The following is an 18,320-nucleotide window of genomic DNA, read 5'->3' on the forward strand; positions in this document are numbered from 1 at the left end:
ATTTGCATATGTAATATAACAAATATCCACATAACAGCGTGAAGTGAGCGTCTGCATGCCGCAGGGAAGTCCTGGTTCAAATCATCATTCCATCCGCATCGCGCTGTTTGGCCTGCTGGTCTTGACGCTGGGCATGGGGATTGGCCGCTTTCTGTATACGCCAATGCTGCCGGTGCTGCTGACTGAAGGTCAGTTTACCTTTAGCCAACTCTCGTGGATTGCCAGCGCCAACTACGCCGGGTATCTGGCAGGCAGCCTGCTGTTTTCCTTCGGTTTGTTCCACCAGCCCTCACGCCTGCGTCCGATGCTATTAGCCTCTGCGCTCGCGACCACCGGACTTATCCTGGCGATGGCATTTTTTACCCAGCCCGCACTGATGATGGCGATCCGCTTTCTGGCAGGTGTCGCCAGTGCCGGTATGATGATCTTTGGTTCGATGGTGGTTCTGCAGCATACCCGTCATCCGTTTGTGATTGCGGCCCTGTTCTCCGGCGTCGGGACCGGCATTTTTCTCGGTAATGAGTATGTCATCGCTGGTTTACGCTTTGCGCTGTCATCGCATACGCTGTGGCTGGGTGCCGGAGTCCTTTCTGGCTTACTCCTTCTGCTGCTGGTCGTGCTGCTCCCCTCTCGTGACCGCGTGCTGCCCGCCGTACCACTAGCAAAATCCGCGCATCAACCGATGTCATGGTGGCTGCTGGCGTTGCTTTACGGGCTGGCCGGTTTTGGCTACATCATTGTCGCCACTTACCTGCCGCTGATGGCGAAAAATGCCGGTTCGCCACTGCTGACCGTACACCTGTGGTCGCTGGTTGGCATCGCAATCATTCCGGGGTGTTTCGGCTGGCTATGGGCGGCGAAACGTTGGGGAGTCCTGCAATGCCTGACCGCCAATCTGCTGACCCAAAGCGCCTGCGTGGTGTTAACACTTGCCAGCGACTCGTTGTTCCTGCTGGTTCTCAGCAGTATCGGTTTTGGCGCAACCTTTATGGGAACCACCTCACTGGTGATGCCGCTCGCCCGCCAACTCAGCGTGCCGCGAAACATTAACCTATTGGGACTGGTGACGCTGACGTACGGCATTGGGCAAATTCTCGGGCCGCTATTAACCAGCCTGCTGGGAAGCGGTGCTGTCGCCATTATCAACGCTACGCTGTGTGGTGCAGCGGCACTATTTTTTGCTGCACTGATTAGTGCAGTACAATGCTATAAACAGCGTTCTCTTACACCTAAAGAAGTATAAGTGCCCCCCTCTAAAAAATCTTAAATTCGGATTACTCCGCAATTAAATGTCAACATTTCATAATCCACAAATAACCAATAATTCATTTTCCAGACACTTTATAATCCGTCTTAACTCATTTGTAGAATAAACATAAAATGAGTAAAAATGGACATATCCATACAACATCAACAGCATATTCAGGAACAGTACATGTCGTGGTTTAAAAAAATCATACTTGGGTTAATTATTATCATCAGCTTATTTAGCACCATGAAGGATTATAAAGACTTCGGCTTTTTCGGGGCCGCAGGGCTGTTTATTATATTTGTACTCACCACGATTTTTCTCTGGCAGTGGGCTGCCGGAAAGTGGCCAGAGATAGGCACCGTCAAAGCGATTCTTATTTTGCTGGCCAGTACCATTGCCTCTATATTCGTCATTAATATGGCCATCGCCGGAAATTTACATGTAGATCTGATGGAAGTAATGCGCGTTTCGATTACGCATAAACCCCTTTTTTATCTCATTTTCTGCGTGGTGGCATGGGTAAAAGTGGGGATCTGGAAGTGGTTATTTAGCGAAGTGCGTGGCAACCCACAGCAGCCAGTCTGACAGGAAAAGCAATGTAAAAAAGGCGTCTGACTAGAGACGCCTTTTTCATGACATAACAAAAACTTAGAACTGGTAGGTCAGGCCAGCAACAACTTCGTTGTCACCGTCCTGGCCATTGAGCAGGTTAAACTTGTAACCCACATCGGCCACGATGTTTTTGTTGAAGTAGTAATCGGTACCCAGCGCCACGTACTCGGTCAGGTCAGTGTTGTCAGTGTCACGTGAGTGGACGTAAGCCACGTTAGGACGCAGACCAAAATCAAACACATAGGCCGCCATCGCTTCAAAGTGCTGCGCTTTGTTGGCATTCTGGATCAGGTTGTGGGATTCACCGTACATCGTCGCCACATAGACAGCATTGGCATCATACTTCAGGCCCGCACCCCAGAATTCAGCGTTATCACCTTCCCAGCCCTGCTGTTTCTGCTCAGCAGTTACCGCGCTGGTAGAGTAAGCCGCGATGGCAGACACGCCAGAGTCCGCGATGTTGTCATAACCCAGAGAGAAGCCGTAGCCATTGCCGTGCTGTTTAGCCGGGTCTGCATCGGTATCATCCTGACCCTGGTATTGCGCCGCCAGGTTTACACCATCAACGGCACCAAACAGATTTTTGGTACGGAGTGTTGCAACGCCAGAAGTGCGTGTAGTAAGGAAGCGGTCAGTATTTTCATAGGAATCACCGCCGAACTCTGAAAGAACGTCAGTGTAAGATCCCACGTCATAAGCGACACCGTAGTTACGACCGTAGTCAAAGCTAACGTCGTGACCGTAATCCAGGCCAGCAAACGCGAGACGTGTTTTAATACCATCCTGAGAACCTTCTGCTCCAGCGGCATCAAACTGACTTTCAAAGTGGCCATAACCGGTCAGCTGATCGTTAATTTGTGTCTCACCACGAAAACCCAGACGCGCATAAGTACCGTCGGCGTCGGTGCCGTCAGTCCAGGTATGTACGGCTTTAACTTTGCCGTACAAATCCAGTTTATTGCCATCTTTGTTATAAATTTCCGCTGCATGAACGGACGTTACCCCTAATGCCATCACGGCTAATGCCACTGCTGTCTTTTTCATTTTTTTACTCACTTTTAATTGTGAATTTTGCTATCAACTTTGTTATGCGGGCGCCGCGCCAACATAAAAAAGCCCCCTATTGAACAAGGGGAAAACAAATAACACACCAGTAAAATTATTAAGGACGTAGCAAGGCATATATCATTATTGGGAATATAAATAAAACCCAGACAGAGCGTGATAGCATGTATTACTGAGAGTCACTCTCATTAATAGAGCGATGTAGCATTAATGCTTCAGCAATAATATCTTGTTTGCTTTTTCGTGTTTCAAATGCCAGCGTGCGAACGTATTCCCACAAAGAGGTATCGACACGCGCACTTAAAAGAACCATATCTTTCGAGCGGGTACCTCTGGCTTTTCGACTATCGGGATAATCTCGAGAAGGCATTGTCATCTCCTGAACGCAATAATACGCTTATGGCGATGAAATATGCATCCAGTGTAAAAACATGTCAACGGCAAAAAAAATGCACAATAGTAATGAAACTGTTAATAAATCACTTAAAAGTGGAACGCTATTTCAAATGAAAGATAACTTGATTGTAGAATAATGTGTAATTTTTACTTTACGCACATTCATTGTGACTCATTAGATTAAAAAAAAGACGTCTACCGCGTGGCTAACAATGTGCTATCAAAACATCATTCCAGCCAATAGGTTACATAACGTGTTTAATGTCTACTTTTACCTAAAACCCCTGTTTTTATATGCCTTTTTGCGTTGATTTTCGGTGCTATCCGCTGCGTAAATCGCGTTGATTCTCACTGCGTTGTCGCCTGCGTTGTCGAAAAATAAGCACGGAAAGGTAAAATTTTAGTAAACATTGCATTCTTTCGCTTTTAAAAATAAGTCGATTTAAATTGATTTAGATCAATTTTACCAGCCGCGTAACGGCGTAAAAATCGCCACTTGCGGTGACTGGAAACAATGTTGTACGCCGATTTTATCAGCAGAAAAAACAGGTGCAGGAACGTTAAACCGCAGAGGAAAGCGCGGACCAGGACGCCATTTTCAGGCGATCCCTTGCGAAAGGAGAGTCCGCAGAGTGCGGAATGTCATCCCGCTCTGGGCTACAACGCCAGAGCGGTCTTATTCACGAATCTCAACAATCTTCAATAATCAGATACACCGCCTTCACCGGACCATGCACCCCGACCACTTTGATAAGCTCAATATCCGCCGTTGAGCTGGGCCCACTGATGATGTTAATGCACGACGGCATACGCTCACCGGCCTGCGCTTTCTGATGCAGAACCTGCGCCAGTTGCGCCACACGCGGTAGGATGCTGCTTTTACGCAGCACGAAAATAGAGGACTCGGGCAACAGGCTGATTGAACGCCCGCGCTCCGGAGCGGAAAACAGCACCACGCCCCCGGACTCCGTCAGGCCATACTCGGCATACACCACGCCAACTTTCGCCTGCTCGGCCTGAACAATATTCTCGGCTCCACGCACCGGATCCCAGACCACAGCATTACACTCTCGCTGCAAACGCTCGGTTATCCCCAATTCTGCCAGCCGACTGTCGCCGCTAACCACCACCGGCTGCTGCCCCAGCTGTTGGCACAGACGTAACGCCACCTCAGGGGCCTGCACCTCATGGGTCAGTTCGCACTGCGCCAGCATCACCTCGCTGGCAAACTGCACAAACGCGTCGCAGCGCTGCTGCGGGCTGAGTTCGGTCAGCCGCTCGTTCGCATAGTTGTTCACCGGCGCGGCTTCGGCCTGCGGTTCCCGCCGCAGCGGACGGCCCAGCGCCTGGGCAACGGTGTTTAAAAACGCGGTACGGTTATCCATTCTTTTTCTCCTGCGCCTGATGTTTCTTAAACCAGCTACGGAAACTCTCTCCGTCAGCATCAGGAAGATCGCGCGCTTCCATCCAGTCGCCAATCGCGCCAACCTTGAGCGGCGTTTTACCGCCATTGATAAACCAGCTCGCCGCGTGGGCACCGGCCATCATGCCGACCTTCCACAACCCTGGATGGCTGTTGGCATAAGCGAACATTTTGATCGCCCGACGTTCCGCTTTCGGGGTAATCCCTTCCTCGGCCATTACCCGGCGATGGCGCAGGATCAGTTTTGACAGCGGGATCTGCACCGGACAAACGCTGTCGCAGGCCGTGCACAGTGAACAGGCGTAAGGCAGGTCTTTAAAATCTTTATAGCCGCCGAGCAGCGGAGAGATCACCGCCCCGATAGGCCCTGGATAAATAGAACCGTAGCCGTGCCCGCCAATATGGCGATACGCCGGGCAGGTGTTCATACAGGCTCCACAGCGGATGCAGCGCAGCACATCGCGAAACTCAGAACCCAGCACCTGCGAGCGACCGTTATCCACAATCACCAGGTGAAACTCTTCCGGCCCGTCGACGTTATCCGCCTCGCGCGGCCCGGTAAGCCAGGTGTTATAGCCCGTCAGACGAGCGCCCACCGCACTGCGTGCCAGCATAGTGATCAGCACGTCCACGTCGGCAAACGTCGGCGCGATGCGCTCCATGCCCATCACCGCAATGTGCGTTTTCGGTAACGTGGTACACATCCGCGCGTTACCTTCGTTGGTGACCAGACAAACCGAGCCGGTCTCCGCCACCGCGAAGTTACAGCCGGTAATGCCAATTTCAGCGCTGAGGAAATCCTCGCGGATCTTCTGGCGGATGAACAAGGTCATCGCTTCCGGCGTTTCCGGACCGTCATAGCCCATCTGCTCATGCAGCACGCGACGGATCTGATAGCGATCTTTGTGGATAGCCGGGACCACCACATGCGAAGGCGGATCCTGATCTAACTGGAGAATATATTCGCCCAGATCGGTTTCGATCACCTGAATACCGGCATCCTGCAGCACGTGGTTAACGCCGATCTCTTCGGTCACCATCGACTTGGACTTCACCACCTTCTTCGCATTTTTCGCTTTTGCGACCTGCAAAATGTAGCGGGTAGCCTCTTCCTTGGTCTTTGCGAAAAACACCTGACCGCCGTTTTCCGTCACTTTCTCGGAGAGTTGATACAGGTAGGCGTCGAGGTTACTCAAAACGTGGTCGCGGATCTGGCTGGCACGGTCGCGCCATTCTTCCCAGTGCCCTAGCTCATCGACCATTTTTTGCCGGTTCGCGCCGATGCGCCCCTGCGCGTTCGCCACGGCTTTGCGCATAATCGGATCGTCAATTTGCTGGCGAATGCGCGTTTTAAACTCTACATCGCTGGTTTTTATCGACATCTCTTTCCCCTCAGCGGCTCATCAGCACTTCAGCAATATGCATTACTTTGACCGGCTGGCCTTCACGCTGCAGTCGGCCGCCAATGTTCAGCAGGCAGCTGACGTCGGCACCAATCAAATACTCCGGTTTCGCATCCATGAGATGCAGGACTTTCTCTTTCACCATCTCGCCGGATATTTCGGCCATTTTGACCGAGAAAGTGCCGCCGAATCCGCAGCAGGTGTCCTGATCGGCAAAGGTTAACAGCTCCAGACCGCGTACGTTTTTCAACAGCGTGAGCGGCTCTTCTCTCACGCCCAGCTTGCGAGTCAGGCTGCATGAAGGGTGATAAACCGCTCTGCCCTGCAGGCTGGCACCGACGTCCACGACGCCCAGTTTGTTGACAATAAAAGAGGTGAGATCCTGCATACGCGCGGCAACCTTTTCGGCGCGCAATGCCCATGCAGGTTCATCGGCCAGATACGTCGGGTAGCTTTTGACCGCGTAGGTGCACGAACCTGCCGGAGAGATAATCGGATCGTCGTTATCCTCCAGCGCAGCGATCATGTTTTTCATCCCCGGGATGGCTTCTTTGATATAGCCACTGTTAATGGCGGGCTGACCGCAGCACCCCTGCTTCTCGGGGAAATTAACGCGGCAGCCGAGCTTTTCCAGCAACAATACGGAATCGCGTGCCATCCGTGATTTCAGCGCGTCACCAATACAGGTGACAAAGAAATTTACATTCACAATAAATACCCCATTGCTTCATTGCCTTTTAAAACCGGCGACACATCGCCGCCCGGTAATAATTCAATAATAAAAACTGGCCATTAATAAAACGGTGATACCTGACCTTTACTGTTTTATTGTCTTTTCGTCAGGCCCAGTTTTTACGTTTACTGGTTTTACCAATGCCCGGGTTCATGCTGTTGGTCGGGTCATTTTCCTGATAAAACCGCGCCAGATTTTCAGGCGCTTTATAAAGGTGGCCAACATTATGTTCTGCCGGATATTGCGCCCCGCGTTGGCGCAACAGTTCGAGCATCTGTTCTTTTAACGCGTGCGCATCAACGCCTTTTTTAACGATATAATCCTGATGGAACACATGGCACATAAAGTGGCCATAATAAAGTTTATGCACCAGCTGACTGTCAATTTCAGCCGGCAGATGTTCATACCACTCGGTATCATTGCGGCGTAGCGCAATATCCAGCGCAAGAATATCCTCAACCTCATCAGAATGAACGGCCTGATAGCGAATGGCGGCTCCCGCTGCAGCAAAGCGGTGCAGAAACGCCTTGCTGCCCTCTTCCGGGGTACAAGCAAAGAAATCTCCGTCTGCCGTTTTAAAGTACTCGGTTAACCACGCCTGCGCTTCGCCGATGCCGTCCCCTGCCATTTTCAGCATCAGATGATGCTCGTAGTTGTCACGCCAGGTTTTCATGCGTGGCGGGAGATGGCTCGGGAAAAGATGACTGAATGTCTGCATTGCGCGGTCGGTAAAGTGCGGGCGGAAAATCTTCACCTTCTCCAGCATGGCCTCCGTGCGCCCCTTCAGATTAAAGAAAAACGGCATTTTGTCGGTGCCGAGTTTGTCGATCATCAGGAAGGTGTCTTTGCTGTATTTCTCTGCAACATCATAGATATCACGATGCATATACTCACCGGCGACCGGTAAGTGTGTAAACGTCGCCAGCATATGGCGGCGTATGTCCGTCAACACCGAGGTCTGATTGGTACCAATGTAGAACACCTGCTGATTCTTCTCAGCTTCAAAGGTGTCCAGACGCACGGCAAACACCGCCAGTTTCCCCGCGCAGCCTGAGGATTCGAACAGGCGGTCCGGGTCGGCGTTGTAGCGCGCCGGGGTGTCGGCATCAACGTCTCTGACGCGGGTCACGTAGTCGTGGTCGTGCGCGTGACGCCCGTCATGACTGACGTCAGCACGCGCAATCGCGTTGTTATCCAGGCGGGCGAGGATCTGTTCCGGCGTCTCGCCCAGTTCGATGCCCAGATGATTAACCAGTTGTAGCTGTCCCTGTTCATCCACGCGGGCAAACAGTGACATCTCGGTGTACGCCGGGCCACGCTGAACCAATGCACCACCAGAGTTATTACAGATACCGCCAATCACCGACGCACCAATGCAGGAAGAGCCAATCACCGAATGCGGCTCGCGGCCAAACGGCTTCAGCGCCTTCTCCAGCGAATACAGCGTGGTGCCCGGATACGCCAACACCTGCTTGCCCTCATCCAGCACATGCAGACTGTCGAGGCGCAGCGTGCTGATGATAACGATGTCGCGATCGTAGCCCTTGCCGTTCGGCGTGGAGCCTTCCGTCAGGCCGGTATTTGAGGCCTGCATCAGAATGATTTTATCGGCCTCCACGCAGGCCTTGAGCACCTGCCACAGTTCAAGCAGAGAGCCGGGGATCACCACCGCCAGCGCCTCGCCCTGACCCGAGCGGAAGCCCTTGCGATAACGCGCCGTTTTGGACGGATCGGTAAGGACGTAGGCGGGGCCAACCCGTTGGGTAAGTGCAGTCAAAAAGGATTTATTATCAGTGTTTTTCATGGAGGGCGGCTCTCCGCTCCTTATATCAGGGCAATCGAAAATGGCGATAGATTCATTTGTATGACAAAACAAAATAATCCCCCAATCATTACTTACATGCAATACCCTGGTTTATTTCTTTCGGCCTCGCTCACATTTTTATATTGAAAACCACAATTATCAGAAATCAAAAAACCGTTTAAAACGACTTACCCGCCCGTCTCTATCATTATTACATAGACCATTATATAACTATTTATAGGTACCCATTTTGCGCCCAAAGATATTTACAGAGCATTATTTCTCAATTAAAAGCTTACAATAGTTACAAAACCATTAATCATAATTACTTTATCCACTGAAGCGATTCAGTTTGCATATTTTATTTATCCAGCCATGTAAGTTTCCCGCCATAAATACAAATAAGGTTTAATAAACCCATCAGGAATAGTAATGAACGAATATATTATGTTTGTTTTAGCCCTCTCTCCTTTGCTGCTTATGGTATTTTTAATACTAAAATTAAAAATGCCGATTCATTATTCAGTCTTGATTACGCTGGCCTTTACCATCGCGCTGTCGGCGATATTCTGGGATATGCCGTTACAGAATCTGAAAACCTCCGTGGGCTATGGTGCCCTCAAAGGGTTATGGCCGATTGTGATTGTGATCCTCGGTGCGATATTCAGTTATAACGTGATGCAGGCCACCAAAGCGCTGGATATTCTGCGCGATATTCTCGCCAGTATTAGTGAAGATAAACGCATCCAGGTACTGCTTATTTCGTGGTGTTTTGGCGGGTTTCTTGAGGCCGCCGCTGGCTACGGCACCGCGGTTGCCATTCCTATCGGCATCCTGATCGCACTGGGATTCAATCCGCTCAAAGCGGCCATCGCCTCACTCGTCGCCAATACCGTGCCGACGGCATTCGGCGCGGTGGGTATTCCGGTTTCAATTCTCGCTGAACAGGTTAACCTGCCGGTTTTCACCCTCGGCGGAACCATTATTATGCAGCTGGCGCTGTTTAATATTCTGCTGCCGTTTGTGATTATTTGTATTATCGGCGGTGGCCTGAAGGCGATTCGCGGCGTGTTCTTCATCACACTAATTTGCGGTATTACCACGCTGGTGCCGCAGTATTTTGTCGCTATCCACCTTGGCGCAGAACTCCCTGCATTTGCCGGCAGCCTGGTCAGCCTGTTTGCCGTCGCCATTCTTGGTCGCCTGCGCAACGGCAAAACCGCTCCCGAATGGCGCATTGAAACCAGCCATACCCGGGAAACCACACCGCGCTCGGCGAAGGTGCTGTTCCGGGTCGGCTCCATCTACCTGTTTATTTTTATCTTTATTCTGCTGTGCTCGCCGCTGTTCCCGGCGGTAAAAGCGGCAGCATCGCAGCTGGCTTCGGTGCTGCATTTCACCCTCGCCGACGGTAAAACGCTGGCGCTGAAAATCGAGTGGGTCACCACGCCGGGGATGCTGATCATCTTTGCGACCCTGATCGGCGGTTTTATCCAGGGGGCTTCGGCGCGCGGGATGCTGGAAGTGTTTGTCAAAACCATTTTCCAGTTGAAGAATTCGATCGTCGCCATTATGGCGATTGTTGCGCTGGCCACGGTGATGGATCTCAGCGGTATTATCGCCACGCTGGCTCAGTCGATTGTTGACCTGACCGGCGGCTCGTATGTCTTTCTCGCCCCGGTCATTGGCGCGCTGGGTACGTTTGTCACCGGCAGCGACACCAACTCGAATATTCTGTTTGGTAAACTGCAAACCATTGCTGCCAGCAAGTTGAATATTGACCCTAACTGGCTGGCGGCGGCCAACACCTCCGGCGCGACGGGCGGGAAAATGATCTCCCCACAGAGCATCGCCATTGCGGTTTCCGCCACCAAAATGGAAGGCCAGGCGAACCAGATTATGTCTGGCACCATGAAATACTGCTGCGCCTACATCGTGATCCTCGGCTTAAAGGTCGGCCTCTTCTACTACTGGTTTATGGCGTAACGCATTGTCAACCCCAGCCATATTCTGGCAAGCGTGTTTGACAAGACAGTGAACAAAAAGGTTTACAGCCACCCGGTCAGGAGAACGCCGCGGCTGGCTTTACGATTTGTCGGCGCTGACTAAAATAGCGCCGATATTTCAAAGAGAGGATTGTTGTTATGTTGTTCTGGAAAAAGATGGTGAAGAAGTTCGACGCCTTTTCTGCGTTGATCCCACCACGCTACTTCCGCGTGTAATGCCTGGCACTTATGCCTGATGGCGCTTCGCTTATCAGGCCTACGTTTCACGCACATTTGTAGGCCGGATAAGGCGCAAGCGCCGCATCCGGCTGCTACAGCAGAGTAAAACACTCACCCCTTTCTCTTACGCATTCCGCACGTTCTTAACACCACCACCCGTAAACGCAGCCACGCAAAGCGATAAACCAGCGGATGCTGAAACCGTAGCAATGTTAAAAACATAGCGCCTCCCGTTACCGGAACGTAGGCAGCAGGCCAAACACGTCCAGCACCACCGTCAGATAGACAACCGCCCCGCAGACGATCACCAGGTTAAGCACCGTGTTATTGCAGGGTGCAGTGTAGCTGGCCGTAGGGAAACGCTTACGCGCCGCTTTTACCAGGAACGGTGGCAGGATCACGCTCCAGATGGTGAAGGCCAGACCGGCATAGCCAATCGCGTGAACAAAACCATTCGGGAAGAAAAAGCACACGGCAGCCGGTGGGAAGTAGGTTACCAGCGCAGTTTTCAGACGACCGACGCCGTTATCCGGGAAGTGAAACAAGTCAGCGATATAGTCAAACAGGCCGAGGGTTGCCGCCAGCAGGGAACTGGCTACCGCAAAGTTGCCGAAGAAAGTCAGGATCAGATCCATATAGCGGCTGGTAAACAGCCCGCTGATGGCCTCGACAAACACGTCGATATTGCCGCCTTTAGCGATAATCGGCGGGAATTCCGAACGGCTGATGTTGCCCATCGTCACGCCCAGCCAGAAGACATACAGCAGCAGAGCAAACAGCGTGCCGATGATTATCGAACGCGTAATATGCGGGATCCCACTCTTACCGTACAGTTTGACCAGGCTCGGCACGTTGCCATGAAAACCAAATGAGATAATACAGAACGGCAGCGTCATCAGGATATACGGCAGGTACTGCGACCCTGGGATCGCCACCGCGACACTGTCGACCAGTTTCGCCACTTCAATATGGCCGACCAGCCCGGAGAATGTGGCAAAGAACGCGATAAACTTACCGATGATCAAAATAGTGGTGATGCGTCCGACCAGCAGCGAACTGTACCAGGCAATCGCCCCGACCAGCATACTGACAATCACCACCGAGACATTCGCCGGAAAGCGCACGCCGCTGTATTTGAACACAGTTTGCGCCATCACCGCCGATGACCCGGAGATATAGGCGTAGGTCAGAATATACAACACAAAGCCAAACGCGATACCGACCACGATATTCCACTTCTGGCCTAATAAATCCTGAGTAAAGGTATTAAAACTGGCACCTGCGCCGTAATGCAGGTTAACTTCAACCAGCATCAGGCCGGTTAATAACATCATGATGGCAACAAAAAGCAGAATGACAGAGGCGCCGGGAAACCATACGCCGGCCATCGCAATCGGCAGGGAAAACATTCCACCGCCCACGACGGTTGCGATAACCAACATGGTTCCGCTAATCAGTCCGGGGGTACTACTCTGTCGCTCAATGGCATTAATATCCATGATAAATGTTCCTGTAGACTATTCGTTATAATTACAGCTGTCATTTGTACATCATGCGGATAATAAAAATGTCGGAGTCAGGGTTTGCAATTTTTTCGTTATATTGCGGTAACGGGCACCGCAAAGGCTTCCTGTTCATGGAAAAGGAATACAAAAAAGCCCCATCACAAGATGGGGCCTGAATAACATTTAAATATAGTCAAAGCGTGCGGTAAAGAAGCGCAACTGCTTCGGCTCGTAAATAAACTTCAGCCCGCGAATATCTTCTTTATGCTGGTAAAGTTTAATGATGCCGTCTGCCACAACATCCATATGTGCATAGGTATACACGCGGCGTGGAATAGTCAGGCGTACTGTTTCCAGTTTTGGTCTGTGGTGCTCACCGGTGGCATTATTACGGCCCGCAGAGATAATACCGCGCTCCATACTGCGCACGCCGGTCTCGACATAAATGCTGGCTGCCAGGCTCTGCGCCGGGAACTCGTCCTGGGTCAGATGTTCGCAGAAGCGACGCGCATCGAGGAATACCGCGTGTCCGCCCACTGGCTCAACAATCGGCACACCGGCAGCTTTCAGCTTGTCGCCGAGGTAGCGAACTTGCTTCACGCGGTGCTCGATGTACTCATACTGCATGGCTTCGCGCAGGCCAATCGCCATCGCTTCCATGTCGCGTCCGGCCAGACCGCCGTAGGATGGCATGCCTTCATAGACCACCACTAACTCTTTGGCAGAAGAGAACATTTCGTCGTCGTTCATGCACAGGAAGCCGCCGATGTTCACCAGACAGTCTTTTTTACCACTCATGGTACAACCGTCGGCATAGCTGAACATTTCATGGACGATCGCGGCGATGCTCTTGTCCTCAAAGCCCTGCTCTTGCTCTTTGATAAAGTAGGCGTTTTCTACGCAGCGGGTGGCATCGTAGAACACTTTAATGCCGTGAGCTTCCGTCAGCTCGCGCACCGCACGCATGTTAGCCATCGAGACCGGCTGCCCGCCCGCGAGGTTAACCGTCACCGCCAGGCAGATATACGCAATATTCTCTGCGCCTTTTTCATCAATCAGCTTTTGTAATTTTTTAAGATCAATATCACCTTTAAAAGCAATATTCAGACCAGCATCGTGTGCTTCGTCACGCACGATATCCACGAAGATGGCACCGTTTTTTTCCTGGTGATAACGCGTGGTGGTGAAATACATATTCCCGGCAACATATTGCCCCGGCTTAATGGCCAGCTGCGATAACAGGTTTTCTGCACCGCGTCCCTGGTGAGTCGGAACAATATGTTTAAAGCCAAACAGTTCCTGCACGGTTCTTTCCAGATGATAGAAGTTTTCGCTGCCCGCGTACGCTTCATCACCCATCATCATTCCGGCCCATTGCTTGTCGCTCATCGCGTTAGTGCCGCTGTCTGTCAGCAGGTCAATATAAATATCTTTCGAATTTAACAGGAAAGTATTGTAACCCGCTTCTTGCATTTTTATCAGGCGTTCATTACGCGGGATCATAGATACAGTTTCAACGCTTTTAATACGGAAGGGTTCTGCCGGATAATTCATGTTGTTTCTCCAGTAACAGTGGTCGTGTACGTATTAATGTGAAGTAAATCATATCGAGTTCATCAACAGAGGCTGATGAAATATTACTATTCTCCGCCTGATACAGGGGGTGAAATAATGTGGAAGCACTATGCAAGATTTGATTGATTATGGAAATAGCCCAATCAACATTAATCACTGCCAATAATTTAAAAAGCTGTAAATGTGAGTGATGCAAATCACACGTCTTTTTTTTACCCGTTCATATTCAACAAGTTTTTTTCTGCGTATTGATTTGCTGTTTGCCGTTGTGTGTCTGTGGAAAGTGGAAATACTGAAAACTTAACTTTCCACGCTGTTCTCACAATCTACGGGTGAATAAGTACACGCCATTTTGTGAGAGTCGGATCACTTCACGGGGTTATATTTGTGATTCATATCACTAAAAGTGTAAACCAAAGTGTACAAACCAGTGTAGTTTCAGAGTTTGCTATTTGCTTCAGTGATTTAGATCGCATTTTTAGCCCGACTCAGGGCCATGATATTTTCTGGAAATAATCGGTCTTTGACGGATGGAATGAGAATGAATTTATACGCTGAATAATACTGGTTTTGTTGGTGCAGGGAGATGTTCTGTTTATTCCGAATAGCACGCTAATCGCGCTTATTTCATTATATTTACATCTGGACTTCCCCCATTCTACTGGCGTAATTTACAGGGGTTTTATTAGCGCGACACGAAGGTGCTACCAACACCCTCGCATCGCTAATCGCAGTAACTATTATCGGAGAATAGCCACCATGACTGATACGCATTGTATTGCAGTTTCGTTTGATCCAGAAGTCCACGCCGCCGATAACCGCCATTTGAAGGTGGGATATGCGAGTCGTTATCCCGATTACAGCCGTATTCCGGTGAAGTACGTTCGCTTTCCGTCCATCGTGATGAAGGGGATGTGGTTAAAAGCCGCCGGATTCGACACCGGCACCGACGTAAAAGTACGGGTGATGGAAGGCTGCATCGTGCTCACCGCCCAAACGCCCCAACCCGAAGAGTCAGCGCTGATGACGTCGCTGCGCAAAGTGGAAAAACTGTCGGCGCGCAAACAAAAGCAGGTGCTGGAGTTTATCGCGGTAATTGCGGGGAAAGCGTCGAAGGGGTAACGGTCTTGCTAAAGGCGCCTGCGGGCGCCTTTTTAGAGTGGGCTGCGCCATCATTCCATTATGCCGCGGGTGTTCGTTCCTGGCGTCGGTATAATTAACGGGTACAGCCATTTTTAAAACTCACTAAAATCAATTATATAACCAGCGACCTGCTCTGGCTGATTCGGCGAACATACGCACAGTAAGTGGTTTTGACACTTGCTTGATGGGTTCTTTGGTAAACCACTTTCGATAGACCGATTCCCTTTCCCACGGGTAATAGGCTTCGAAATCAATGACTGAAACATCAACGTTATATTTCTCTCCAAAATCTTCAATGGCATACGGTAATTCATCCCATTCAGCGTAACCTTGCAGCGGCGTATCAAGTTCAATCGGGATAGGCTTGAAAGTAAACGTTACCGCGAGAGATAACTCCCCCCGAAAAAATTCTAATACCTCGTTATCAGTCACCATACGCGATTTCCCTCTCTGCATAGATCCTGGCAAGGAGACATTACGCGCAAAACACAGTATGAAAAAAAACACGTGACAAAAAACCTATAACAGGAGGGACATTATCCCGCCTGTTATAGCGATAATTATTTCACTAACGCAGATATATCCTTGAAAAGTGAATGGGCGATTTCCACACCGTCTCGAATTGTACGCGTACGGGAATGGTAGCGACGCTCACCCGGCAAACGCGCCCCTTGCCGCTGCATCCCGGCAAAGAGCATCTCGGCACGCGCCAGATGCCGCGGGGCGTCCGCCCCCAGGAAGCGGACAGGATCCAGTGCCAGGATCAGCTCACCACCATAGGGCAACCCGCCAGCGCCGTTATCCCACGCCAGTGATTCCGCACTGGTCATATCACCGATTAGCGGTCCGGCAAGCAGTTCCACCATCGCCGCCAGAGCTGACCCTTTATGCCCGCCAAACGTCAGCATCGCACCGTCGAGGATCGCCTGCGCGTCGGTGGTGGCCTGACCGTCACCATCGATACCCCACCCTTCCGGCACCGCTTTTCCTGCCCGTTGATGGAGCTGGATCTCACCCCGTGCCGCTGCACTGGTCGCCATATCAAAGATAAACGGTGGTTTTTCTTCACGCGGCCAGCCAAACGCTATCGGGTTAGTGCCAAAAAGTGGCTGCGTCCCGCCAGCAGGGGCAACCCATGCATGGCTGGGCGTCGTCGCCAGCGCCACCAGCCCAGCCTCCGTGAGCGGCTCAACATCGGCAAACAGCGCCGAAAAGTGCACGCAGCGGTTAATCACCAGTGCTGCAATACCACTGTGGCGCGCCTTTTCCATCAACAGCGGAAGCGCGCGCTCGAACGCCAGCAGGGAAAATGCCCCACCGGCGTCCACCTTCACAATGGCCGGCGCGGTATCGGTGATAACTGGCTCGGCGTCGGGTGACACCTTCCCTTTACGTAGGGTCGCCACAATCCCCAGCAACCGCCACAGACCATGCGAGGCACAGCCATCACGCTCGCCGTGGGAAACGTTTTTCGCTACCACAGCGGCATGCGCTTCACTGAATCCGTTCCCGCGCAGCACCTTATATGCCAGCGCATAAGCCTCTGTTAACGAGAGGTTTACCATCTCCATGACCGACTCCTTTACTCTTCTTCATCACCGGTAAAGTTAGCCTGCGGCAGACAGCTTCGCTCGCCCCAGTAGTAAATCCCCAGCGACATCACCGCCACCACGACCGTATCCCACGGATGACCAATAACCCCTGTGCCGCCAAAACTGCCCAGCCAGGAGAAGAGCATAATCAGCGCGTAGAAGGCGATAAGCCACAGAGACGATTTCACCTGTTGTGCCAGACTCACGGTGTGCACCGGCACTTTTGACTTGCACAGCACATAGACGACAAACATCACAATCTGCAGCCCCAGCAGCCATGACAGCGTGCCCCAGCCGGACCAAAATACAATCAGCGCCGAAATCACAAACGACACCGGGCCGATGATCCCGAAGGCACGCACGCGGAATGGGCGCGGCAAATCCGGCGCATTACGACGCAGCCCCGCCGCCGTGACCGGAGCAATGGCGTAGCTCAGCACCAACGCCGCCGACACCACGCTAATCAACTGTTCCCATGACGGGAACGGCAATGTCCAGAAGATAGACAATGCGAAGGTCAGCCACAGCGCCGGACGCGGAATGCCAGACTCTTTATCAATGTGGGTAAACGCCTTAAAGAAGGTGCCCGCTTTGGCCCAGCCATAAATCACACGCGGCGTGGCGTTCATGTAGATATTGCCGGTACCACTTGGGGAGACAATCGCGTCGCACACCACCATAAACGCCAGCCAGCCCATACCGAGCGTAATGGCGATATCTCGGTACGGCAGCGAGAATTGCTTGCTGATTTCCGCCCAGCCCCCTCCCAGCATATCGGTCGGAATACTGCCAAGAAACGCCACCTGCAGCAGCACGTAAATAATCGTCGACAGCACCACAGATAAAATCAGCGCCACCGGAATGGTACGCTGCGGATTCTTTACTTCACTCGCCACCGAAATAATTGGCGTCAGCCCCAGGTAGGCAAAGATGATCCCACCGGCGCTAATCGCGGCCTCAACGCCCGACATGCCAAAAGGGGCAATGCCCTGAACGTGCAAGTTCTCCGGTTTGAAAAAGGTAAAGAGCGTCACAACCACCGCCAGCGGTACCAAAAACTTCAGAATACTGATGATGTTATTGGAGCGGGCAAACGTTTTTACACTGTAGTAATTCAGCGCGAAGAATAAACACAGCAGCAAAAACTGCACCACCCATCCCAGCAGCGTTGGGTCGCTCGAGCCAGGTTGAGTCAACATAGGGAACCAGGCTGCCGCATACTGCCGTGCGGCAACAATCTCAATGGAGATGAGGCTTGAGAACGCAATCAGCGTAATAAATCCAAGCAGGTATCCCATCAATTCACCGTGGGAAAAGACCGGATAACGGATAATCCCCCCGGCGCGAGGCAGCGCAGCGCCCAGTTCACAATAGACAATCCCCAACAGCAGAACGGCAATCCCGCCGATGACCCACGAGGCAATGCCCGCAGGTCCGGCAATGGATGCGACATGGCTTGCGGCAAACAGCCAGCCGGAACCGAAGATGGCCCCGAGCCCAATAAACGTCAGGTCGGTTAGCGTAAGCTGCTTTTTAAATTTCCCCACCTCGACAACGCGGGACTGTGTTTGGTGCGTAGAGTGAATCGTCAT

15 protein-coding genes are annotated in these 18,320 nt (G+C 51.6%); 4 read left to right on the forward strand and 11 right to left on the reverse strand.

Going from position 1 to position 18,320, the window contains the following annotated elements; all coding sequences use genetic code 11:
* Window positions 1-55: 55 nt before the first annotated feature.
* Both AC3ITF_RS19360 and AC3ITF_RS19365 read left to right on the forward strand, forming a co-directional pair.
* Window positions 56-1,243, forward strand: a complete 1,188-nt coding sequence (locus AC3ITF_RS19360) for an MFS transporter (RefSeq protein ID WP_137399038.1) — start codon at window positions 56-58, stop codon at window positions 1,241-1,243.
* Between the two features lie 192 nt (window positions 1,244-1,435).
* Window positions 1,436-1,837 carry a hypothetical protein gene (locus tag AC3ITF_RS19365; RefSeq protein WP_115259552.1) on the forward strand — a complete coding sequence of 134 codons (402 nt, stop codon included), beginning with the start codon at window positions 1,436-1,438 and terminating at the stop codon, window positions 1,835-1,837.
* Window positions 1,838-1,900: 63 nt separating this feature from the next.
* Here the strand turns inward: AC3ITF_RS19365 and AC3ITF_RS19370 are convergent, their stop codons facing one another.
* The 6 genes from AC3ITF_RS19370 to dld all read right to left on the reverse strand — a co-directional run bounded on the left by AC3ITF_RS19370 (window position 1,901) and on the right by dld (window position 8,688).
* The gene (locus AC3ITF_RS19370) at window positions 1,901-2,908 is read right to left on the reverse strand and encodes a porin (protein WP_096758445.1); all 1,008 of its coding nucleotides are present in this window, start codon (window positions 2,906-2,908) and stop codon (window positions 1,901-1,903) included.
* Between the two features lie 190 nt (window positions 2,909-3,098).
* Window positions 3,099-3,299, reverse strand: coding sequence for a hypothetical protein (locus AC3ITF_RS19375; RefSeq protein ID WP_096758446.1), 201 nt, complete (start codon window positions 3,297-3,299; stop codon window positions 3,099-3,101).
* A gap of 715 nt (window positions 3,300-4,014) precedes the next feature.
* Window positions 4,015-4,710 carry a LutC/YkgG family protein gene (locus AC3ITF_RS19380; RefSeq protein ID WP_489175942.1) on the reverse strand — a complete coding sequence of 232 codons (696 nt, stop codon included), beginning with the start codon at window positions 4,708-4,710 and terminating at the stop codon, window positions 4,015-4,017.
* Window positions 4,703-6,130: a LutB/LldF family L-lactate oxidation iron-sulfur protein gene (locus AC3ITF_RS19385; protein WP_072663053.1), complete on the reverse strand. Its 1,428-nt coding sequence runs from the start codon at window positions 6,128-6,130 to the stop codon at window positions 4,703-4,705. The genes AC3ITF_RS19380 and AC3ITF_RS19385 overlap by 8 nt, the downstream gene beginning before the upstream one ends.
* Window positions 6,131-6,140: 10 nt before the next feature.
* Window positions 6,141-6,860, reverse strand: coding sequence for a (Fe-S)-binding protein (locus AC3ITF_RS19390; RefSeq protein WP_064186363.1), 720 nt, complete (start codon window positions 6,858-6,860; stop codon window positions 6,141-6,143).
* Window positions 6,861-6,990: 130 nt separating this feature from the next.
* Window positions 6,991-8,688, reverse strand: a complete 1,698-nt coding sequence (dld, locus tag AC3ITF_RS19395) for a D-lactate dehydrogenase (protein WP_149385165.1) — start codon at window positions 8,686-8,688, stop codon at window positions 6,991-6,993.
* 432 nt (window positions 8,689-9,120) lie between these two features.
* On the opposite strand from dld, the gene AC3ITF_RS19400 reads away from it, so the two are divergent.
* On the forward strand, window positions 9,121-10,674 hold the full coding sequence (locus AC3ITF_RS19400; protein ID WP_489175943.1) for an L-lactate permease: 1,554 nt from the start codon (window positions 9,121-9,123) through the stop codon (window positions 10,672-10,674).
* A gap of 472 nt (window positions 10,675-11,146) precedes the next feature.
* Here the strand turns inward: AC3ITF_RS19400 and AC3ITF_RS19405 are convergent, their stop codons facing one another.
* Window positions 11,147-12,412, reverse strand: a complete 1,266-nt coding sequence (locus AC3ITF_RS19405) for an aromatic amino acid transporter (RefSeq protein ID WP_096758451.1) — start codon at window positions 12,410-12,412, stop codon at window positions 11,147-11,149.
* A 189-nt stretch (window positions 12,413-12,601) separates the two neighbouring features.
* Complete coding sequence (locus AC3ITF_RS19410; protein WP_096758452.1) at window positions 12,602-13,972, reverse strand: tyrosine phenol-lyase; 1,371 nt, start codon at window positions 13,970-13,972, stop codon at window positions 12,602-12,604.
* Window positions 13,973-14,752: 780 nt separating this feature from the next.
* On the opposite strand from AC3ITF_RS19410, the gene symE reads away from it, so the two are divergent.
* A complete protein-coding gene (gene symE, locus AC3ITF_RS19415) occupies window positions 14,753-15,115 on the forward strand; it encodes an endoribonuclease SymE (RefSeq protein WP_096758453.1) in 363 nt (120 codons plus the stop codon).
* A 129-nt stretch (window positions 15,116-15,244) separates the two neighbouring features.
* On the opposite strand, the gene AC3ITF_RS19420 is transcribed toward symE, so the two are convergent.
* The 3 genes from AC3ITF_RS19420 to AC3ITF_RS19430 all read right to left on the reverse strand — a co-directional run bounded on the left by AC3ITF_RS19420 (window position 15,245) and on the right by AC3ITF_RS19430 (window position 18,320).
* Complete coding sequence (locus tag AC3ITF_RS19420) at window positions 15,245-15,571, reverse strand: DUF1493 family protein (RefSeq protein WP_181218798.1); 327 nt, start codon at window positions 15,569-15,571, stop codon at window positions 15,245-15,247.
* A gap of 125 nt (window positions 15,572-15,696) precedes the next feature.
* The gene (locus AC3ITF_RS19425; RefSeq protein ID WP_146717588.1) at window positions 15,697-16,707 is read right to left on the reverse strand and encodes an Ldh family oxidoreductase; all 1,011 of its coding nucleotides are present in this window, start codon (window positions 16,705-16,707) and stop codon (window positions 15,697-15,699) included.
* Between the two features lie 11 nt (window positions 16,708-16,718).
* Entirely contained in the window at window positions 16,719-18,320 is a 1,602-nt protein-coding gene (locus AC3ITF_RS19430) for an APC family permease (protein WP_489175944.1), read from the reverse strand.

The organism is Citrobacter sp. KH_055_1 (genome assembly GCF_057838705.1).